The organism is Thioclava sp. UBA3469, assembly GCF_002378135.1.
Taxonomy (GTDB): Bacteria; Pseudomonadota; Alphaproteobacteria; order Rhodobacterales; family Rhodobacteraceae; genus Thioclava; species Thioclava sediminum.
Window position 1 is genome coordinate 13,072 of sequence record NZ_DFRG01000082.1, and the last position, 19,579, is coordinate 32,650.

Annotated in this window: 20 protein-coding genes; 11 read left to right on the forward strand and 9 right to left on the reverse strand. The window is 63.9% G+C overall.

Annotation, left to right across the window (positions count from 1 at the left end; translation table 11 throughout):
* The 5 genes from B3D39_RS07035 to B3D39_RS07055 all read left to right on the forward strand — a co-directional run.
* The coding region (locus tag B3D39_RS07035; RefSeq protein WP_286789548.1) for a thiamine pyrophosphate-dependent enzyme at window positions 1-342 on the forward strand (342 nt) is incomplete at its 5' end.
* A gap of 11 nt (window positions 343-353) precedes the next feature.
* Window positions 354-1,259, forward strand: coding sequence for a myo-inosose-2 dehydratase (iolE, locus tag B3D39_RS07040; protein WP_274962034.1), 906 nt, complete (start codon window positions 354-356; stop codon window positions 1,257-1,259).
* 76 nt (window positions 1,260-1,335) lie between these two features.
* Window positions 1,336-2,142, forward strand: coding sequence for a 5-deoxy-glucuronate isomerase (gene iolB, locus B3D39_RS07045; RefSeq protein WP_274962033.1), 807 nt, complete (start codon window positions 1,336-1,338; stop codon window positions 2,140-2,142).
* A gap of 22 nt (window positions 2,143-2,164) precedes the next feature.
* Window positions 2,165-2,944, forward strand: coding sequence for a TIM barrel protein (locus B3D39_RS07050; RefSeq protein WP_078549641.1), 780 nt, complete (start codon window positions 2,165-2,167; stop codon window positions 2,942-2,944).
* Window positions 2,945-3,256: 312 nt separating this feature from the next.
* The gene (locus tag B3D39_RS07055; protein WP_274962032.1) at window positions 3,257-4,612 is read left to right on the forward strand and encodes an MFS transporter; all 1,356 of its coding nucleotides are present in this window, start codon (window positions 3,257-3,259) and stop codon (window positions 4,610-4,612) included.
* Window positions 4,613-4,692: 80 nt separating this feature from the next.
* Here B3D39_RS07055 and B3D39_RS07060 read toward each other — a convergent pair whose 3' ends face one another.
* The 9 genes from B3D39_RS07060 to B3D39_RS07095 form a co-directional block, all read right to left on the reverse strand.
* Window positions 4,693-5,346 carry a hypothetical protein gene (locus B3D39_RS07060; RefSeq protein ID WP_274962031.1) on the reverse strand — a complete coding sequence of 218 codons (654 nt, stop codon included), beginning with the start codon at window positions 5,344-5,346 and terminating at the stop codon, window positions 4,693-4,695.
* Window positions 5,347-5,987: 641 nt separating this feature from the next.
* Complete coding sequence (locus tag B3D39_RS20650; RefSeq protein ID WP_369127225.1) at window positions 5,988-6,302, reverse strand: DUF433 domain-containing protein; 315 nt, start codon at window positions 6,300-6,302, stop codon at window positions 5,988-5,990.
* 216 nt (window positions 6,303-6,518) lie between these two features.
* On the reverse strand, window positions 6,519-7,352 hold the full coding sequence (locus tag B3D39_RS07065) for an ABC transporter permease (protein ID WP_078542418.1): 834 nt from the start codon (window positions 7,350-7,352) through the stop codon (window positions 6,519-6,521).
* 22 nt (window positions 7,353-7,374) lie between these two features.
* Entirely contained in the window at window positions 7,375-8,277 is a 903-nt protein-coding gene (locus B3D39_RS07070) for an ABC transporter permease (protein ID WP_158522149.1), read from the reverse strand.
* A gap of 104 nt (window positions 8,278-8,381) precedes the next feature.
* Window positions 8,382-9,590 (reverse strand): hypothetical protein, encoded by a 1,209-nt coding sequence (locus B3D39_RS07075; protein WP_274962030.1) that lies wholly within the window; start codon window positions 9,588-9,590, stop codon window positions 8,382-8,384.
* Window positions 9,591-9,672: 82 nt separating this feature from the next.
* Complete coding sequence (locus B3D39_RS07080) at window positions 9,673-10,758, reverse strand: ABC transporter ATP-binding protein (protein ID WP_274962029.1); 1,086 nt, start codon at window positions 10,756-10,758, stop codon at window positions 9,673-9,675.
* Between the two features lie 22 nt (window positions 10,759-10,780).
* On the reverse strand, window positions 10,781-12,256 hold the full coding sequence (locus B3D39_RS07085) for a TCP-1/cpn60 chaperonin family protein (protein ID WP_274962028.1): 1,476 nt from the start codon (window positions 12,254-12,256) through the stop codon (window positions 10,781-10,783).
* On the reverse strand, window positions 12,253-13,011 hold the full coding sequence (gene pxpA / locus B3D39_RS07090; RefSeq protein ID WP_286789549.1) for a 5-oxoprolinase subunit PxpA: 759 nt from the start codon (window positions 13,009-13,011) through the stop codon (window positions 12,253-12,255). Before pxpA ends, B3D39_RS07085 begins: the two co-directional genes overlap by 4 nt.
* A 304-nt stretch (window positions 13,012-13,315) precedes the next feature.
* On the reverse strand, window positions 13,316-13,978 hold the full coding sequence (locus B3D39_RS07095) for a GntR family transcriptional regulator (protein ID WP_143595232.1): 663 nt from the start codon (window positions 13,976-13,978) through the stop codon (window positions 13,316-13,318).
* Between the two features lie 170 nt (window positions 13,979-14,148).
* On the opposite strand from B3D39_RS07095, the gene B3D39_RS07100 reads away from it, so the two are divergent.
* From B3D39_RS07100 to B3D39_RS07125, 6 genes are all read left to right on the forward strand, one after another.
* Window positions 14,149-15,015 (forward strand): 5-oxoprolinase subunit B family protein, encoded by an 867-nt coding sequence (locus B3D39_RS07100; RefSeq protein ID WP_274962026.1) that lies wholly within the window; start codon window positions 14,149-14,151, stop codon window positions 15,013-15,015.
* Window positions 15,012-15,986 carry a biotin-dependent carboxyltransferase family protein gene (locus tag B3D39_RS07105; protein WP_274962025.1) on the forward strand — a complete coding sequence of 325 codons (975 nt, stop codon included), beginning with the start codon at window positions 15,012-15,014 and terminating at the stop codon, window positions 15,984-15,986. The genes B3D39_RS07100 and B3D39_RS07105 overlap by 4 nt, the downstream gene beginning before the upstream one ends.
* Window positions 15,979-17,061: a phosphotransferase gene (locus tag B3D39_RS07110; RefSeq protein WP_274962024.1), complete on the forward strand. Its 1,083-nt coding sequence runs from the start codon at window positions 15,979-15,981 to the stop codon at window positions 17,059-17,061. The genes B3D39_RS07105 and B3D39_RS07110 overlap by 8 nt, the downstream gene beginning before the upstream one ends.
* Before the next feature lie 4 nt (window positions 17,062-17,065).
* Window positions 17,066-18,391, forward strand: coding sequence for an aspartate aminotransferase family protein (locus tag B3D39_RS07115; protein WP_274962023.1), 1,326 nt, complete (start codon window positions 17,066-17,068; stop codon window positions 18,389-18,391).
* Between the two features lie 24 nt (window positions 18,392-18,415).
* The gene (locus B3D39_RS07120) at window positions 18,416-18,664 is read left to right on the forward strand and encodes a biotin/lipoyl-containing protein (RefSeq protein WP_246831885.1); all 249 of its coding nucleotides are present in this window, start codon (window positions 18,416-18,418) and stop codon (window positions 18,662-18,664) included.
* Window positions 18,661-19,579, forward strand: a 919-nt coding sequence (locus B3D39_RS07125) for a biotin carboxylase N-terminal domain-containing protein (protein WP_286789550.1), incomplete at its 3' end; no start/stop codon positions are given. The genes B3D39_RS07120 and B3D39_RS07125, both read left to right, overlap by 4 nt.

A 19,579-nucleotide genomic window follows, 5' to 3' on the forward strand; every position in this document is an offset into this window, starting at 1 on the left:
GGCGAGCCGTTCAACAACATGTATGTCGATTGCAATGTCGAGGTGCAGCCCGAGATCGACTACGTCGCGCACGCAGCATCCATGGGCGCGCATGCGGTGAAGGCCAAGGACACCGATCAGCTCGAGGCGGAAGTGAAAGCTGCGCGCGAGCGCGACATCCCGACGGTGATCGTGATCGACACCGTGGCCAAGGACTTCCCCGGCACCGGGCTGGAGACCACGGCGGGCGAACACGGCTTCTTCTGGGACGTGGCGGTGCCCGAGGTCTCGGACCGCCAGAAGCAGCGCGACCGCTTTGAGGAATACCTGACCCAGATCGCAAACGCGCGGCTGGTGAATTGAGGAGGAGAGAGATGATCCGTTTCGGCACGAACCCGATTGCCTGGGCCAATGACGACGACCATTCCCTGGGCGCGCATATCCCGACCGAGCAGATCCTGCGCGAGGCCGCCGAGATTGGCTTCGACGGGATCGAGAATGGCCATCGCTGGCCGCAGGATGATCCCGAAGCGCTCAAGCAATTGCTCAGCGGCTACGGGTTGGCTTTCGTCTCCGGGTGGTATTCGCTGAACCTTCTGACGCAATCGGTTGAAGATGAGAAAGTGGCGATCCAGCAGCATCTCGACAAGCTCAAGCATAATGGCTGCACCGTCTGTATTGCCTGTGAGACGTCGAACTCGGTGCAGGGGCAGGACGTGCCGCTGTCGGAGAAGCCGGTGTTGAGAGAGGCCGAGATGGCCGCGTTCGGGGCGAAGATCGAGGAGCTGGCGGCGTTCACGGCCGGGCAGGGCATCGATCTGGTCTATCACCACCACATGGGCACCGTCGTCGAGACGCCCGCCGAAATCGACGCGTTCATGGCGGCGACCGGGCCTGCGACGAAGCTGCTGTTCGATGCGGGGCATTGTTATTTCGGCGGTGACGGGGTCGATCCCGCGCCGATGCTGCGCAAATATGTCGACCGCGTGCGCCATTTCCACGCCAAGAACGTTCGCCCCGAGGTGATGCGGCAGGTCCGCGACACCGGCATGAGTTTCATGGACGGGGTGCGCGCAGGTGTCTTCACCGTGCCGGGTGATCCCGAGGGCGGCGTGGAGTTCGCACCGCTCCTGCGGATTCTGAAAGAGGCGGGCTATGACGGCTGGATCGTGATCGAGGCCGAGCAGGATCCCGACCAGCGCAACCCGTTTGAGTATCAGTCCTTGGGGCTGAAGACGTTGAAAGGCGCGGCTGCCGAGGTGGGGTTGATCGCGGGTTGAGACCGGGAGGGGGCTCTGCCCCCGCTCCCGAATGGGTGCCCTCCGGGATATTTTGAGCAGTTGGAAGGAGAGAGACATGGCTGATCTTTTGCGCAAACCCTTTGGAACCCACGGCAAGGTGCACGAGATTACCCCGCAATCGGCGGGCTGGCGCTATGTCGGCTTCTCGCTCTACCGGCTGCGCCCGGGCGAGAGCGCGGCGGAGGCCACCGGTTCGAACGAGGCGATCCTCGTGATGGTCGAGGGTAAGGCCGCGATCAAGGCCGCCGGGCAGGATTGGGGCGTGTTGGGCGAGCGGATGGATGTCTTCGAGAAGACCCCACCGCATTGTCTCTATGTGCCCAACGACCAGGAATGGGAGGCCGTGGCCGAGACGAATTGCACGATCGCGGTCTGCCTCGCACCGGGCAAAGGCGGTCACAAGGCGCGCCGCATCGGCCCCGACGGGATCAGCCTGACCGAGCGCGGCACTGGCACCAACACGCGCTACATCAACAATATCGCGATGGAGGCGGAGGATTACTGCGACAGTCTGCTGGTGACCGAGGTCTTCACGCCTGCGGGGCATTGGTCGTCCTATCCGAGCCACCGTCACGACGAGGATGATTTCCCGTGCATCACCTATCTCGAAGAGACCTATTACCATCGGTTGAACCCGGCACAGGGCTTCGGCATCCAGCGCGTCTATACCGAGGACGGCACGCTCGACGAGACGATGGCGGTCTCGGATGGCGACGTCGTGCTGGTCCCGCGCGGGCATCATCCTTGCGGGGCACCCTACGGGTTCGAGATGTATTACCTCAACGTCATGGCCGGGCCGCGCCGCAACTGGCGTTTCCAGGCCGACCCGGCTGTGCAGTGGATCATGGAGCGCGATGCCTGAGGGCATCCGGGTGGAGAAGATGATGGAACAACCGTTTCAACTGGCGGCCTGCGCCGAGATGCTCTGGCGCGACCGACCGATCGAATGGCGCGCAGCGCGGCTGACCGAGATGGGCTTCGGCGTGGGGTTGTGGAACTGGCCGGATCACGACCTCGATAAGCTCGAGGCGGTGGGGGCGAATTACACGATCATGAACGGCTATCTGGAGGGGCGGCTGAGTGACCCAGAGGGGGCGGAAATGCTGCTGCGCTCGGCGCGTGAGACCGCGGCGGTCGGCAAGCGGCTCGGCGTGGACCGGCTCAACCTGCATGGCACGGGTCTTGGCGACGGCGGTATCCCGATCCCGCAGCATGGCAGCTTCGCACCGGGCATGTTCCAGCGGGCCTGCGATACGCTGAACCGGATTTGCGATCTGGCCGAGGAAGAGGGGGTGGTCTTCACGCTCGAGAACCTCAACCCGATCGATCATCCGGGCTGTCCTTTCGGCTCTACCGCGGATGTGCTGGCGCTGGTCTCGACCGTCGATCGCCCGCAGCTGCGGATCAATCTCGACCTCTATCATACGCAGATCGGCGAAGGGGATCTGATCCGCTGGTGCAAGGCGAGCCTGCCCTGGATCGGCGAGGTTCAGGTGGCCGACAATCCGGGGCGCTTCGAGCCGGGCACGGGTGAGATCAACTATGCCGGTGTGGCGAAAGCGCTGCAGCAGATGGGCTATCGCGGTCCGGTCGCCATGGAGGCCTTCGCGCAGGGCGATGAGGAGGCGGCACTCGAGGCGTTTCGCACCGCCTTCACACTCTGAGACCCGTCGATATGCAAAGCGGTGTGCTGGTCGCTCTTCCGATCCGCATACTGTTCCGTTCCGCCACTGAAGTGGACCGTCGCGCCAGTGGCACGACGACACCAACGACAGCATTGTGCTTTGGGCTAACGTCCACCGGCCCCGGAATCCCTTGTCCCGATGGACCAGGGCCAGTCATGCCCTAACTATCAAACCCGGCCACTCAGGTGGGGCTGATCACCGGCCCGACCAAGTCGCTGGAACTGGGTCAGACCGAGACGCTGGAGAGCGGTCTCGTCTGGCTTCGGCATCGCGTGACCAAGGAAAACTGAAATGCCCGTTACCCCCAAAGCCCCGCTCGCCATCGTGGCCCTTGCGACACTCCTGTCTCTCGTTGTTTTCACCCTGCCGCTGACCACGCTCGAGGCGATGACCGCCGCGCTCGGGCTTGGCCCTGCGCAGCAGGCTTGGATCATGTCGGGGATGCCATTGGGGGCGGCCTGCGGGCTTCTGATCGCCGGGGCCTTCGGCGATACGCTGGGGCGGCGGCGGACCTTCGTGGGCGGGCTGTGGCTCACCGCGCTCGCTTCCGTTGCCGCTGCACTCGCGCCGACCGGTCTGTTCCTGATCGTCGCGCGTGTCGTGCAGGGCCTCGGCAGCGCCGGGATCATGGCCTGCGGCCTCGGGCTTCTCGGCCAGATCTACGAGGGCGAGCCACGCCGCCGTGCCGCCGCGATCTGGGCCGCGGGCCTCGGCGCGGGCGTGGCGCTCGGGCCGATCCTCGCCGCGGCGCTGCTGCCGATTGGCGGATGGCCCGCAGGGCATTGGGCGATCGCGCTCGCTGCGACCATCCTTGCGCTGAGCGCCTCGGCCCGCCTGCCCGAGAGCCCGCGCAGCCCGCATCGGGTCGACCTCACGGGCGGCCTGCTTCTGATGCTCGGCCTCGGCTGCCTGCTCTCGGCGCTCACCGAGTTGCGGTTGGGAGCTTTCGGCGTGGTGGGCTTGCTCGTGTTGGGCGCGCTGGCCTTTCTGGCTCTCTTTTTGCGCACCGAACGCCGGGCTCCGAACCCGATCCTGCGGCTCGATCTCTTTGCCCATGCGCCCTTCACCGGCGCGTCTCTCGCGGCTTTCGCCTCGGGCGCGGGCGTGCTTGCGCTGATGTCTCTGGTGCCAACCGTGCTGGTGCGCGGTATGGGGCAGACGCCACTTACGGCCGCTTTCGTTCTCCTCGCATGGTCGGCTTTGACCGCGATCGCCGCGCTCAACGCGCATCGCTTGCCTGCGCGCTGGACCTCGCGCCAGCGCGTGATCGGCGGGATCGTCGGCTGCGGGGTCGGGCAGGCCCTGATGCTGCTTGCGACGCCTGCGGCGAGTTGGGCGATCCTCGTGCCGGGGCTGCTGATTGCCGGGGTCTCGAACGGTATCCTGAACGCCGCACTAGGGCATGAGGCGGTGCAATCCGTGCCGCCCGAGCGCGCGGCGATGGGGTCGGCTGCCAATAATACCGCGCGCTACCTCGGCTCCGCCCTCGGGATCGCCTTGATCTCGATCCTGATTGCCGGACGCGATGGCGAGCGCTTCTTCGCGGGCTGGCACGAGGCCGTGGTGATGAGCACCTTGTTCAGCGGACTGGCAGTGTTTGCGATGCTCGGTCTCGCCCGCGAGCGCGGTTCCCTCGGTGCGCGATGAGCGCAGTCCTGTGTCAGGCGTCGCCGGACCGCTCGCTGAGGATCCAGGTGGCCGCACCCTGAACGTGCTGCGGCGTGCGGCTACTGCCGGGTCAGCCTCACCGTGAACCCACCGCCACTCATGCTGAATGTAGCAAGCTTGCGTGCGTCATAGGCGGCATGCACATCGAACGACTTGAAGTAAAACGGCCAGACATATCCGGGCCCCAAGACAACGCGATAGGAAATGTCGCAGATCACGGTGTCGTCGTTTTGCTTCTTGGCTGTCGTTGCCATCTGCACCACGCGCCGACCATCATACATGGCCATCGGCGAAGGACAGGTTTCACCGTTTGCCAGCTTTGCGAAGAATTCCGTCGGGGAGATCACACCGGCGGGGACTTTTCCGGCGTCCGTCATCTCGGTCATCTCAGAGCGCGGTGTAATCTTAACGGCCGTCACGGTGTCCGCGTCTCGGACGATCGCGATATCGCGCGTTTCGCTGCCCCGGCTCGTCCCGAGGTAATCGACCTCATGACCTTTGGCCTGAGTCACCGCCTCGAAGGTGCCGTCGTCCAAGCCGAACGGCGTGTTGTCGAGCGAGAGCAGCAGTTTCGCATTACTGCCTTGCCCTTCGAATTGCAGCATGCCCAGGGATCGGTGGCCCAGCGTGACCTTGTAGATTTGCTTTTCGGCCGCTGCCGGTCCCGCCAGCAGGCCGGAAAAAGTCGCAACGAGAAGGAGAATGCGTGTCATGAAAAATCCGTAGGCCAATGCTTTTTGTCTTGCCTACTTCCTCCCACATAGCTGTGCGATATCCAACTCCGTGAAGGAAGGCCGACAACCGGACAAAATTACAAAGATCTTTCCGGAAACAGGGTATTTGGGCGGTTCGACTTCTGCGTGGCCACAGGGCCTGTGGGGCGGCGCGCAATGTTGCGGGCTGTACGCTGAATTCGTTAGCAGCTTCTGGCGAGCTTCAAGCAAAGCTTTGCGGGTCTTTTGCGCATAGGTTTGCGCAAATTTCGCGTAACTTTACGTTTTAAGTCAGTATCTTGCGAAGCGAGTTCTTTCCGAGTCGACCTTGGCTTTTTCCTGTTTTGATGGAAGGAAAAACCGGCCCACATTCTTAGCAACTTTTTGAAACTGGGAAACTCGGCGGCTCCGATTTCGAGATCATTTTTCGCGCCAACTCCGAGAACGCCTGAAATCAAGATCTTGGTCAGCTTTGCCGCGGAGGCACAGCTCACTGGAGATACTGTCGGCCTCAAACCGGCCATTTCGCCCTGTCGCAGCTACCTACTGCTTGGGCTACGTTTCTGAAGGAGGCTCCTGCTGCCTTCCCTCCGAAGCATTGTATGTGCCCTCACTTGTGTTCTCAGTCGTGAAACGCTGGCTCACGGGGCGTTGGTTAGTGAAAGAGGCCAAATCCGGTACGCGAATTTGCCATTACCGAAAAGGAGCAGATCTGTCTGTAACTCTATCGGGCACACTTCTGGCTCATCGTCGTCAAGGTTTGCCTTCGGAGGATTTCCCACGGGGTGGGTGCGGGCGTAGGTAGCAGCGCCCTCGAATGCTTCCCTTGGAATCGAGGGATGCTCTTCACAGAGATCATCCAAGGTATCGCCGTCGCTAAGCCTGCCAAGCACAGATCGGCAAGTGATCCGCGTGCCTTTAATCACCGGGTTTGGGCGATACTGCGCCGCAGACATGGCTCTCAAATGGGCAGTCTGCACCCCTCCGCTTAGCAGGTCGCTGAGGTCTTCCAGAGGTCGAAAGGGAATGGTGGCCAACACTCTATTTTGGCGCACAGCACCCTAAGAGACTCCCGGCGCGCGAAACAGGTGTGTCAGGGAGAGCGGATGCAATGCTTGCGAACCGCGTCCAGCGCCGCCTCAGTTGGGAGATAATCGCGGGCGACTGGAAGCTCAGGTCCGGTTCAACCGCACGAACAGCAGCCAGAACATCGCGCTGAGAAGCGGAAGTGTCACCAGCAGCACGAGGGAGGACAGGGCGAAGATGATCGGCACCTGGCTTTGCTGGGCTGCCGCCTGCACCCAGTTCCAGACCGGCATGGTCTCTGATGTGCCGCGCAGGAAGATCGTGCGCATGACCTCGTTGAAGGACATCAGGAAACCGAAGAGCCCGGCGCTGACGATGCCCGGCATCAGGATCGGAAACTCGATGTCCTTGAAGACGCGCCAGTCGCTCGCTCCGAGGTCGCGTCCCGCCTCGATCAGGGTATGGTCGAAGCGCAGGGTCACGACGAGCACGATAAGGAGTGCGAAGGGCAGGGCCCAGACATAGTGCCCCACGGCGATCGACCAGAAGCCCAGATCGAGACCGAGCACGGACTGGCTGAAGATGAAGAGGGCCGCGCCCATCGACATGCCGGGCACGAAGAGCGGCAGGACGAAGACGAGGAGCATCGGGCCGGGGCTGGCCATGCGCGGTACTTCGCGCCCGATCACTGTGGCGGTGACTGCGCTAACCAATCCGACGATCAAGCCAATCACGATGCTGGCGACGAAGGGCATGTGCCAGTCGCTGCTCGCGAACAGTGCCTGATAGTGGCGCAGAGAGAAGGCGCCGGGGATGCCGGAGAGCGGGTCGCTCGAGATCGACAGCAAGACGAGCCAAAGCAGCGGGAAGTAGATCAGCGCGAGCATCGCGATGCCCATCCATTTGCCGAGCCGCTTCCAATTCGGGTTGTAGCTGGTTTCGAGCGAAACGGGGCCTGTCGTGGCGGTCATGTCGGTCATTGGTCTTTCCTTTTGCCCGTGGTCATCGGCGCAGCGCGAGTCTCGCGCCGCCGAGGTGGCGCAGGATGAGGGCCATCACCGCGAGGATCAGCAGCAGGAGGCCGATCACGAAAGCGGAGAGGGCGGCGACGACGGGATAGCGCAGGGCGGTGTAGGCGCTCTCGATCGAGCTCGACAGCAGGTTCACGAAGCCGCCGCCCAGCATTCCCGGCTCGACCCAAGCGGCCAGCGCCGGTCCGAGTGTGAAGACGAAGCCCGCCATCACGCCGGGAAGGGAAAGCGGCACGATCACCTTCCACAGGGTCTGTGCAGGGGTCGCCCCGAGGTCGTTGGAGGCTTCGATCAGGGTGTCGTCGATGAGGATGATGGCCATGTAGATCGGCAGGACCATCGGGGGGAACAGGGCCGGGATCATCCCGAAATGCACCGAGAATTCCGAGTAGAGCAGCCAGTCGAGCGGCGCATCGGTGATCCCGGTCGACATGAGGACGGTGTTTATCAGGCCGTTCTGACCGAGGATCGCGCGCCAGACGATCGTGCGCGACGACAGGTCGAGGAAGAACGGAATGGTCAACAGCGCGAGGAACACGGCACGGGCCATCTGGCTGCGCGCTCCCTTGGCGAGCCAGAGCGCGAAGGGGAAGCCGATGGCGAGCTCGATCAGCGTCACGGTCAGCGCGATGCGCAGCGTGCGTAGCGTGACCTCCCAGCGCCCCGAGGCGAAGAGGCCTTTCCACGTCTCGAGGCTCGGCTCGTAGATCGTCTGGAAATACTCGGTCGAAAAGAAGCTGTAGACGAACAGGATGAGGAGCGGAACGATCACCAGCACGGTCCAGGCCGCGCAGATCACCCATAGCGCCACGGTTGCGACGGGGATTCTCATAGCGGGCTTGCGGCCTTTGTCCTTCGGTCTGGTCTGCGTCATGGGCGCATCCAATTCGGCGTTCATGGTCATCTATCTTCCTGTGGTGTTCGGCCCTTTGGCGAGGCCGGGTAGCGTCCCCCGCAGGCGCGGAGGACGCGAAGGGATCAGGCGTTGAGGAACCGCTGCCACTGCTCCTCGATGTCGGATGCGTTCTGCGGCGTCGTGGTCGAGGTGAAGGGTTTCTCGAACTTGCGGTTCACCTTGGCTTCGGTGGCGCGCAGGGCTTCGATTTCCGCGTCGCTCCAGCCGTTCTCTTCGGCATAGGCCACGCCGAGGTCCATGTTCGGGCCGGCATAGCCGCGATCACGGGCCTGAAGGGCGCGGTATTCGCCGCCGAGGAAGTAGTTCAGCATCTTGTAGATGTTGTCGACGTTGTCGCGTTCCATCGCGGGGGCGGCGACATAGGCGCCGTGGCCCCATTTGAAGTAGCCTTCGACGGTGTAGGCGTAACGCGTCGCGTTCTCGCCCAGCACGTTATTGGCTTCACGCACTGCCGGTTCCCAGCAGTTGATCACGTCGACTTCCTTGTTGGTCAGAAGCTGGATCTGCTCCTCGAAGGCACCGTAGAGCGTGCGGAATTGGCCCGCTTTCTTGCGCTCGATGAGGAAGTCGGCGACCATCGCCGCTTCTTCGGCGGTCATGTCCGAGACATTCTTAATGTCGGCCTTGCCGGTTTCCTTCAGGTAGAGCGCGGCGGAGGGCATCGAGTAGCTCCAGCCCTGCCCGTAGGCGACGCGGCCGCGGGTGGCTTCGTCTTCGAACATCAGCGACCACGAGAGTTCTTCCTCGCTTGCGGGATCGACGCCGATGGCCTCGGGCACATAGCCGAAGCTGTCGGCGTTGCCGATGACCGGAACGCCCCACTGGTTGCCCTCTTCGTCGGTGACGACAGGCGAGCGTTTCCAGGCATCCGACGTGCGCTCCCACAGGGTGAGTTCGGGGTGGTCCGTCTCGATCTTGGCATACATGCCGCGCGGGCCGAGGATGTCTTCGGTGCCGCTCTCGAAGATGTAGATGTCGGTGCTGTCACCGAGGTTCGACGCCATGATGTCGCGCATGAAGACGCCGACATCGTTCGAGGTGCCGTTGAGTTCGCACTTGATGCCGAGGCTGGCTTCGAGCGGCGACCAATCCTTGAGCGCGGCGGTCGGAACGCCGTAAGCCCGCACGACGGGCATATCCTGCGCCATCGCACCACGGGGGGCGAGACCGGTAGCCGCGAGGGCTGCCGTGCCAGCAACCGCGCCCATGCCGCGAAGCATGTTGCGCCGGGTCAGTTCGATCTGGTCGAACGTAGAGTGCTTGTCTTTCATATTTCCTTCTCCTGTTGGGGCTTCGCGCCGTCTCGAGCGGCTGCGTAAGCCAGTTTTCCCGAAGGTGGACCGATCGACGCGATCAGCCCTTGTGTTCGGGGAAAATCACGGCGTCCGAGAGCTTCCAGCCAACCCGCGAGATCGCGCCTTTCTCGTTGGGCGCACCGTGCCAGGACCGCAGACGCAGCGTGCCCGCTTTCGTCTCGACCATCATGTCGGTGTATTTCCCGCGATAGACGCGGTTGGACAGGGTGGCATCGAGCCCGTCCTCGTCGGCTGCGACCGGTCCGATCCGCTCGGCCCGGATGGCAAGGTTGATGGCGCCGCCCGGCTGAATGTCAGAGGTGGCGAGAGTGCCGCGCACGACTGCGCCGCCGACCAGTTCCACCTCGCCGACCTCGCCGTCCTTGCGCAGAAGCTTGCCGTCGAGAATGTTCTCGTAGCCCATGAAATCCGCGGCGAACCGCGTGACCGGACGGTCGAACAGGTCGAGCGGCGCGCCGCTTTGCTCGATCCGGCCGTGCTTCATCAGAACGACGCGGTCGCTCATGGTCAGCGCTTCTTCCTGAGAGTGCGTGATGTAGATGAAGGTCATGCCAAGTTTGCGCTGAAGCTCCATGAGCTCCAGCTGCATGTCCTGGCGCAGCCGCTCGTCCAGTGCGCCCAGCGGCTCGTCGAGGAGCAGGATCGCAGGGCGGGTGACGACCGCGCGCGCAAGTGCCACACGTTGGCGTTCCCCGCCGGAGAGTTGCCCGATGGAGCGGTCGGCCTTGGCCCCGAGTTGCACCATCTCGAGCGCACGCTTCGCCTCGGCGGTCGAGTCCTGGGCCGTACGGCCGCGGATGCGCAGGCCGTAGGCCACGTTCTCGATCACGTTCATATGCGGGAACAGCGCGTAGTTCTGGAACACCGTGGTGCAGTTGCGCTTGGCCGCGGGCAGCCCCACGACATCTTCGCCCCCGATGCGCAGACGGTCGACCGAATAGGGAGTTTCCAGCCCGGAGATCACGCGCAGCATCGTCGTCTTGCCCGAGCCGCTGGAGCCGAGGATCGTCAGGAATTCGCCCTTCGCCGCTGACAGCGACACATCGGACAGCGCGGTGACCCTGCCGTACTTGTGGACGACATTGCTGACCTCGAGCATGGGTTCGCTGTGCATATCCTTCATTTCATGTCCTCAAGTCAGTCGATTAGTGAGAGTGATGGGGCGTGCGCAGCACGGCCGTCTCAAGTGTCAGAATGCGCAATGCGAGCGACAGCGCGAGGTCGAGCACGTCGCGCGAAAGCCGGGCCGGGTCCCGCACAGAGTCGGCAGGAAGGACGCCGTCGAGGGGCTCCAGTCCGGCGTTGCGTCGCAAGGCGCGTCCGGTCGCGCGCAGAGCCTCGCCAACAAGGGCCCGGGCGGCGCGATCGGTAGGGTCGGACGGACGTTCGGCATCGAGGCGCGCGGCGATTTCGGTAAGGCCGACGCCTCCACCTGTCAGGGTGCCGCCAGTTCGCGCCGAGTGCACCGAAGCAAGCGCACGTGCCATCCGTGCGCGCAAATCGGGTTCGGTCCTGTGCGGACCGATGAAAAGCTCGACCCAGCGTCCCGAGAGGCGGGCGTAGCGCCGTTGAGCATGTTCGCGGTCGAGAGCAAGGTAGCGGTTGCGTTCGATTTCGTGAGCGATGTCTTGAAGCCGCAGCGCGATGGCCGCGGCGTCGCCGGCGGGGGCGGAGAAGGTCACGTGATCGCCGCTGCGCCGGAACGCCTCTGCCGCACCGAGATGCTCGGGCGTGAGCGTGTCGAGTGTCTGGCCGGTCTCGTCATCCACGAGGGTCGCGCCGGTCGCGACCGCGAGGTCCCGCAGGATTTCGGCGGCGCGCGGGCCCTTGTCACGCGGCGTGATCGCGGCCACGCGCAGAACGCCGGCCTGCCGGTTGCGCTCCAGAAGCTGCTTGGCGGCGCCTTCGAGCCCTCGCGCCGCGATCAGCAGCGACTTGCCGCTCTGGGCGAAACCTTCGATCACGGGGGTGAGGCGTTTGAAATCGGTCAGGATGTCGTTGACCACCAAAACATGGACCGCATCCATATGCGTCAACACTCCCGACAGGAGCGGCTCCATATCGGCGGAGAAACCTTCGACATGATCGAGACGCAGTCCGGGCTCCGGCTGATCGCTCAGCTCGACATGACCCTCGGACCCTGCGAGTTCGAGCGCGCGGTCCAGGGCATCCGTCGCGTCGCCGGGAAGCGCGGCTGCGGCGAGGATGCCTTCGATATTGCCCGTGTCCTGCGTGACGGCCGCGAAATGGCGCGTGATCTCGGGGCGCAGCCCATCGACCGAGCGGATAAGATGGGACGGATGCACACCCGCGGCGACGGACCAGCGTCCGGCCGCCAGCGCGGCGCCGGTCATCACGGCCATGCGCGCGGTGCCGTCACCCAGATCGCGGTCCGCCGACACCAGCGCTTCCCGCAGAAGCACCTCGCTCGTTCCGTCCGCGCAGAAATGACGGGCGATTTCCGTGCCGGTGGTGGCGCGTCGCACGCGCGCGCCCAATGTGTAGAGCGCTGCACGCCCGTCGGGCCCGAGCTTGGCCGCAATCGCGCGCAGAACCGGCGCGAGGTCGTCCGTCAGCTCTGCCTGAAGCGAATTGCCCGATATGATGCGCACGGCGGTCATGCTGTGGTCAGCCTCGCCTCATCCATAAGAACCTGATGAACCGCCTTCGCGACGGCGATCGCGTTCGGGGTGTCGGAATGGACGCAGATGCTTTCGGCGACGACCGACACGTCCTTGCCGCTCACGGCGGTGGTCATGCCTTCGAGCACGGCGCGGCGGACCTTCTCGGCGACGGCCTCAGGCGGGACGCTCTCATGCTCGCGCGAAATGATCTGGCGTCCGTCGTCACCATAGTCGAGGTCAGCATAGAACTCGCAGCTGAAAGGGATTCCGCGGCGGGTGAATGCCTCCGACATACAGCAGTCGGAATAGGCGATCACCGGCAGACCGAGCGCTTCGGCCGCATCCGCAACGCCTTCCGCCACGTGCATCTCGTTCTGAGCCATGCCGAAGAGCGCGCCGTGCGGTTTGATGTGCGAGAGCGTGAGCCCTTCGGCCACGGCCAGCGCTTGCAGCGCGCCTGTCTGGTACATGATGAGCGCGTAGATCTCGTCGCGCCGCATCTGCATCCGCCGCCGTCCGAAGCCCTCACGGTCGGGCAGGCCGGGGTGGGAGCCGACATTGATGCCCGCGGCCTTCGCTTTGCGCAGGGTGTCGCGCATGACCACCGGGTCGGAGGCATGGAAGCCGCAGGCGATGTTGGCGTGGGTGACGAAGGGCATGCAGGCCGCGTCGTCGCCGAACGCGTAAATCCCGAAGGACTCGCCCATATCGCAATTGATCGTCACCATCTTCGCCTCCAAATGATATATCATGTATCCTATAACGACGATATCACCACCTTGTGTCAAGTTAATCTTTCCCAAGGGGAAGCAGGTCGGGGCCGAAAACGTATGGCGCCTCTTTGCGTCGCAAGCGAAAATCGCGTGACGAGAGCGAATCTGGGCGGGTGGCTGTTTTTTTGGGCAGGGCACGGATGTCGGCAGCGAGGCGGGTGAGGCGCGGTTTGGTCGCCGGGTGCTGCCGGGGCATTTTGCGCAGGGCCTGCTGCGCAAAAAAAGAAGGGCGGCACGATGCCGCCCCGGTGGGTGTCTACTTGGGTTCTGGCCGGGGTCGCGTTCAGGCCCCCTCGGTCAGCGGCATCAGCGGAAGCAATGCTTTCGCGGCAATGTCGATGTCCTGCCGCATGAACCGACCCGCTGCTTCCGCGTCGCGCCGCTCGATCGCTGCGAGGATATTGCGGTGTTCGTCATTGGCGTGGTGTTTGAAGTGCTCATCGTCGAAAAGGCCGGTAAAAACGGGGCCAACCTTTAGCCATAAGTCATTGATAAGAAGGAGGAGTTCTGGATTGTTCGCGCGGCGGTAGACGGTGAAGTGGAATTCGCGGTTGAGGGTCAGATAGCCCGCGGAATCATGTCGTTTCGCGACCTCTTCCACTCGCGCGGTCAGTTCTGAGAGCTGCGCGATTTCCTCCTCGGTGAACTTGTCGACGGCCAGTTCCGCCGCCATTCCTTCAAGCGCTGCTCGGATTGGCATGAGCTCGCGAAATCGTCTCTGGGTCATGCGGGGCACCACGATCGACCGATTCGGCAGCACCGTCAAAAGGCGCTCGGCGACGAGCCGTTGAAGCGCTTCGCGGATCGGGGTGGCGGAGATTCCGTAGTTCGCCGCGAGCGTGCGGATGACCAGCGGCTCCATCGGGATAAAAAGGCCCTCCTGCATCCCGTCCCGGATCGCGTGATACGCCTGGTCGCTCAATGACTGGTGCTCAATCTTCTTCACTCGAATGCCTTTCGCTGCGCGTGGTCCGCTTCCCAACTTGGTATCTTACTTTGTGTCGACGGGTAAAGGCCGTTGACGCTAATTGATATATCATATACTCCAACTGAGGAAGATCCAGCGACAAAGTCGCGCGGATGCGTCGAAAAATAGCCGAGAGGAGAACAGGTCGAATGCTTCACGAAGCTCTGCGATTCTATCCCGGAGGAGATCGCGCGATCGAGGTCGAGCTGGGTGACGGGATGGATTTCACCATCAACTTCATCGTTCACCGACTTGTCGCTGCCGTACGAGAGGCGCAGATCGCGGGCCTTGTCGATCTGATCCCCGAGCTGGCCTCGTTCCAGGTGAACTACGATCCCGACCGTATCTCCTACGAAGACCTGTGCCACGAGATCGAAGCGCTTTATGCGGAGATGGGGCGCGGGGTGACGGGAACGCTCGCAAGCCGGCTGATCACCATTCCCGTTCTCTATTTCGATGAGAAGACGGAAGCCTGCGTCGAAGACTACCGCAAGGACTATCCCGAGAAGACGCCCGATCCCGAGTTGATCTGCGAGTTGAACGGGTTGCCGGATCGTGCCGCACTGCGCCGCCGTCACGCCTCGACCGAATACTGGGTTGCGGCGCTCGGCTTCTGGCCCGGTCTGTGCTCGCTGCTCGCCCTCAATCCCACTGCGCGGATCATCGCGCCGAAATACAATCCGCCGCGCACCCATACCCCGAAAGGAGCGGTGGGTCTCGGTGGTGCGTTGACCTGTATCTATCCGGATGCGACGCCGGGCGGCTATCAGCTTATCGGTCATACGCCGGCGCCGACCTATGATGGGGCGCAGCGGCTTCCCGACTTCAGGGACAGTCTCGCGCTGTTCCGGGCTGGCGACCGGGTTCGGTTCAAGCCCGTCGAACGCGATGAATACAGCGAGATCGAAGCGCGCGTCGCCGAGGGGACGTTCTGTCACGACATCGTCGATTACCAGGTCTTCTCGGTCGACCGCTATCTCGACTGGGCCAAGGCGCAAGAGGAGGCCTCCAAATGAGCCGCACCATCACCACGGTCAAGCCGGGTCTTCAGACCTGCGTGCAGGAGCTTCCGGGGCGCGAGGGCTTTCTGGAGCAGGGGTTCCCGCTCTCGGGGCCCTTCGACGCTTGGTCGTTCAGGCAGGCGAATATCCTTGTCGGCAATGACCGCGATACCGCTGCGCTGGAGTGCCAGTTCATGGGGCCGACCCTGACCTTCGATGCCGACATGCTGATCGCCGTCACCGGCGCGGACATGTCGCCCGCACTCGATGGCGCGCCGATCCCGATGTACGCGACCGTCGCGGTCTCGGCGGGCCAGACGCTGACCATGGGCTTCGCCAAGACCGGCGCGCGGGCCTATCTCGCCGTCTCCGGCGGGATCGCGACCGAGCCGGTTCTGGGTTCGCGCGCCGTGTTCCATCAGGCGGGCGTCGGCGGTCATGCCCTCATCGCGGGTCAGACGCTGCCGGTCGGCGTCTCGGAGACGAGCGCCCTCTACGTTCTGCCCGAATCCGCGCGCCCGGTGATCGGCATCGACCGCGTTTGGGAGGTCGAGGCGCTGTGCGGGCCGAATGACGACTGGCTCGACGAGGCGACGATCGAGATGTTCTTTTCGACCGACTGGCAGATTCAGACAAAGAGCAGTCGCACAGGTATTCGCCTGACCGGCCCGGATTTCGGGTTTTCTGACAAGGCTTTGAACAAATCCCCGGATCACGGGCAGGACCCGTCGAACATCATCGACCACGGCTATCCGATGGGGGCTGTGAACCTTGCCGGTCAGACGCCGATCATCCTCGTCAATGACGCGCCGAGCACCGGCGGCTTCATCAACCCCTTCACCATAGCGAGCGCCGCCTTCTGGAAGCTGGCGCAGGCCAAGCCGAACGAGACCCTGCGTTTCCGCCGTGTGGACCGCGACGGCGCAGCGGCGCTGCGGGCCGAAATCGATGCAAAAACCAAACCCGAGATCCTGGAAAATGCCTGAAGCGATGATGACAGACGGCTCTGCGGTCGACCAAGACTCCCTTCTGGCTGGGCTGTTGGCCAGCGCGCCGCCGCGGCTGACGCCGGATCAGGCCCAGACGCTTTTGCACGATCACTGGGGGATCGACGGTTCCGCACATGAAATCGCCTGCGAGCGAGACCAGAATTTCCGCATCGTGACCGGGACTGGGCAGGACTACATCCTGAAGATCTCGAATGCGGTCGAGGACCCGCTCAACACGGAGTTCCAGACCGCGGCGCTGCGCTGGGTTGCCCGGGTCGATCCCGAGCTTCCACTTCCGCGCGCGGTGGCTGCGCTCGACGGTGCGTTCACGCAGCGGCTAAAGCTGCCGTCGGGGCGCACCAGCGTGGTGCGGGTTCTGTCCTGGCTTGACGGCACGCCGCTGCATCACGTGCCGATGACGGCGCGGATGCAGTCCGGGATCGGCGCGATGACGGCGCGGCTGGGCGGGGCGCTCGAAGGGTTCGACCATCCGGGTGCGCGCCATGAACTGCTGTGGGACATCCAGCATCTCCCGCGCCTGCGCCCACTGACCGAGAGCCTCGGCGAGGATGCGGTGGCGGATGCGGTGCGGCGCGAGCTCGATCATTTCGAGGCGCAGGTTGCCCCTGCGCTCGGCGGTCTGCGCCGTCAGGTGATCCATAACGACATGAACCACCATAACATCCTCGTGGATGCGAGCGAGCAGGACCGGATCACCGGCATTCTCGATTTCGGCGACATGGTGAACACTTATCTCGCCATCGATGTTGCGGTTGCCGCCTCCTATCTGGCGAGCGAAGACGATCCGCTCGACGCCATCGCGCGTCTCGTGGCCGCCTATCACGCCGTCTTGCCGCTCGAGCGCGAGGAGGTGGAGCTGCTTCGCGATCTGACGGTGGCGCGCCTCGTAGCCTCGATCACGATCACGAACTGGCGTGCGGCGCGCTACCCCGAAAACGCTGCCTACATCCTGCGCAACAACGGACCTGCCCGCACGGCGATGGCCCGTTTCGCGACCCTTCCCACCCAGGACGTGACCCGGGCTTTGCTCAGCGCGTGCGATATGGAGTGAACGCATGAATATTGACACCGGCATGGTGAACGCCTTCCACGAAGGCGCCACGGATCTCGACCCTGAAACGCGCGAGATGATCGAGCGGCGCAAGGCGCTGCTTGGTCCGGCGTATCGTCTCTTCTACGACAAGCCGTTGCATCTCGTGCGCGGCGAGGGGGCCTGGCTCTTCGATCAAGAAGATAACGCCTATCTCGATGCCTATAACAACGTGACCTCCATCGGCCATTGTCATCCCAAGGTGGTCGAGGCGATCGCGACGCAGGCCGGCATCCTCGCGACCAACACCCGCTATATCCACGGCAGTATCCTCGATTATGCCGAACGGCTTCTGAAAACGATGCCGGACGAGATCGGGCACATGATGTTCACCTGCACCGGGTCCGATGCCAACGACCTCGCCGTGCGCATCGCGCAGGCCTATACCGGGGGGCTCGGGATCGTCGTGACGGAGACGGCCTATCATGGCATCACCCAGTCGGTTTCCGAGTTTTCCCCCTCGCTCGGCGCGAATGTCGACCTTGGTCCGCATGTGCGCACCGTGCCCGCGCCGGATGCCTATCGTCAGGGCGAGGACATGCCGGCGAATTTCGCCGCCGCCGTCGAGGCCGCCTTCGCCGATCTGAAGCGGCACGGCATCAAGCCCGCACTCTTCATCTGCGACGGTATCTTCGCCAGCGATGGGGTCTTCGACGGGCCGCGCGGTTTCCTCAAGGGGGCGGTCGACGCGGCACACGCGGCTGGTGCTGTCTACATCGCCGACGAAGTGCAGTCGGGCTTCGGACGGACCGGCGATGCGCTCTGGGGCTTCCAGCGTCATGATGTGGTCCCCGACCTCGTCACCATGGGCAAGCCGATGGGCAATGGCTACCCGGTCGCGGGCGTTGCCGTGCGTCCGGAGCTGGTCGAGGAATTCGGGCGCAAGGCGCGGTATTTCAACACTTTCGGGGGCAACGCGGTCGCGATCGCCGCCGCGACCGCCGTGCTCGACGTGATCGAAGGCGAGGGGCTGACCGAGAACGCGCGCGAGATCGGTGCCTATCTTCAGGACGGGATCCGCGCTCGGGCGGAGGCCCATCCTTGCATCGGCGACGTCCGGGGCGCGGGGCTGTTCCTCGGGGTCGAGATCGTGTCTGACCGCGCCGCCAAGACGCCGGATGCGGCCGCGACGTCGGCCATCGTCAACGGTCTGCGGGAGGAACGTGTGCTGATCTCGGCCTGCTCGAAGACGCATAACGTTCTCAAGATCCGCCCGCCGCTCGTCTTCACCCGAGAGAACGCAGACCAGTTCCTGGCCGCCTTCGACCGGGTTCTCGCCCGCATCAAGTAACACGAGACCAACAGGAGGCCCGATATGGCCATCACGCAAATCGAAGCTGCACTTCCGGGGCTCGTCTTTCACCGCCCGTCGCCTGAAGCCGAGCCGTTCAAGGCGCCCGGCGATGCCGTGGCTGTGGGGGATACTCTCGCGCTCGTGGAGGTCATGAAGTCCTACATTCCGATCGAGGCCGAGGTGGCGGGAACCTTCAAGGGTTACGCAGCGCCCGATGGCGAAAGCATCGAGCCGGGCGATGTGCTGTGCGAGATCGAGGTGTCCGAATGACGTCGCAGGGTTCCGGCATTAAGAAGCTTCTGATCGCGAACCGCGGCGAGATCGCCGTGCGCATCATCCGAGCAGCGCGAGATCTGGGTATTCGGACGGTTCAGGTCGTTTCGGAAGCCGACCGCGATATGCTGGCCGCGCGGATGGCCGATGAGGTGGTCGTGATCGGCCCGGCGCCGGCGGCGAAGTCCTATCTCGACATCGACGCGGTCCTGAAAGCGGTGTCGGAGAGCGGTGCGGATGCGGTGCATCCCGGTTACGGCTTCCTCTCCGAGAGCGCCGAGTTCGCCCGCCGCGTAAGCGAGTTGGGCGTGACCTTCTGCGGCCCCGACGCGGCCACGATCGAGCGGATGGGTGACAAGGTAAACGCGCGCACGGCCGCCATCGAGGCAGGCGTGCCAGTGGTCCCGGGCAGCGACGGACGTGTCGCCGGTCTCGACGCGGCGGTCGAGGTGGCTGAACGGATCGGCTACCCGGTGATGATCAAGGCTGCCGCTGGCGGTGGCGGGCGCGGTATCCGTATCGCCAATACCCGAGAAGAGCTGATCGCCGCACTCCCCACGGCGATGAACGAGGCTCGGGCCGGGTTCGGCGATGACGGGGTCTATATCGAGGCCTTCATTCGTAACGCGCGTCATATCGAAGTGCAGATTCTCGGCGACGGCACCCGTGCGGTCCATTTGTTCGAGCGGGAATGCTCTCTCCAACGCCGCCGCCAGAAGGTCTGGGAAGAAGCGCCAGCCGTGGCGCTGCCCGATTCCGTGCGCGCCGATCTTTGCGCCGCTGCGGTTCGGCTTGCCGAAGGTGTCTCTTATCGTGGGGCAGGGACGCTCGAATATCTCTACGACATGGATCGCAAGGCGTTCTATTTCATCGAGATGAACACGCGCATCCAGGTCGAGCACCCGATCACCG

Excerpts from the sequence above, each read along its gene's own strand:
- B3D39_RS07105 (WP_274962025.1), top strand. The coding sequence starts at position 15,012 with ATGAGCCGCACCATCACCACGGTCAAGCCGGGTCTTCAGACCTGCGTG.
- pxpA (WP_286789549.1), bottom strand. The coding sequence starts at position 13,011 with ATGATATATCATTTGGAGGCGAAGATGGTGACGATCAATTGCGATATG.
- B3D39_RS20650 (WP_369127225.1), bottom strand. The coding sequence starts at position 6,302 with ATGTCTGCGGCGCAGTATCGCCCAAACCCGGTGATTAAAGGCACGCGG.
- B3D39_RS07110 (WP_274962024.1), top strand. The coding sequence starts at position 15,979 with ATGCCTGAAGCGATGATGACAGACGGCTCTGCGGTCGACCAAGACTCC.
- B3D39_RS07100 (WP_274962026.1), top strand. The coding sequence starts at position 14,149 with ATGCTTCACGAAGCTCTGCGATTCTATCCCGGAGGAGATCGCGCGATC.
- B3D39_RS07075 (WP_274962030.1), bottom strand. The coding sequence starts at position 9,590 with ATGAAAGACAAGCACTCTACGTTCGACCAGATCGAACTGACCCGGCGC.
- B3D39_RS07085 (WP_274962028.1), bottom strand. The coding sequence starts at position 12,256 with ATGACCGCCGTGCGCATCATATCGGGCAATTCGCTTCAGGCAGAGCTG.
- iolB (WP_274962033.1), top strand. The coding sequence starts at position 1,336 with ATGGCTGATCTTTTGCGCAAACCCTTTGGAACCCACGGCAAGGTGCAC.
- B3D39_RS07080 (WP_274962029.1), bottom strand. The coding sequence starts at position 10,758 with ATGAAGGATATGCACAGCGAACCCATGCTCGAGGTCAGCAATGTCGTC.
- B3D39_RS07115 (WP_274962023.1), top strand. The coding sequence starts at position 17,066 with ATGAATATTGACACCGGCATGGTGAACGCCTTCCACGAAGGCGCCACG.
- B3D39_RS07055 (WP_274962032.1), top strand. The coding sequence starts at position 3,257 with ATGCCCGTTACCCCCAAAGCCCCGCTCGCCATCGTGGCCCTTGCGACA.
- B3D39_RS07120 (WP_246831885.1), top strand. The coding sequence starts at position 18,416 with ATGGCCATCACGCAAATCGAAGCTGCACTTCCGGGGCTCGTCTTTCAC.
- B3D39_RS07060 (WP_274962031.1), bottom strand. The coding sequence starts at position 5,346 with ATGACACGCATTCTCCTTCTCGTTGCGACTTTTTCCGGCCTGCTGGCG.
- B3D39_RS07050 (WP_078549641.1), top strand. The coding sequence starts at position 2,165 with ATGGAACAACCGTTTCAACTGGCGGCCTGCGCCGAGATGCTCTGGCGC.
- iolE (WP_274962034.1), top strand. The coding sequence starts at position 354 with ATGATCCGTTTCGGCACGAACCCGATTGCCTGGGCCAATGACGACGAC.
- B3D39_RS07070 (WP_158522149.1), bottom strand. The coding sequence starts at position 8,277 with ATGACGCAGACCAGACCGAAGGACAAAGGCCGCAAGCCCGCTATGAGA.
- B3D39_RS07065 (WP_078542418.1), bottom strand. The coding sequence starts at position 7,352 with ATGACCGACATGACCGCCACGACAGGCCCCGTTTCGCTCGAAACCAGC.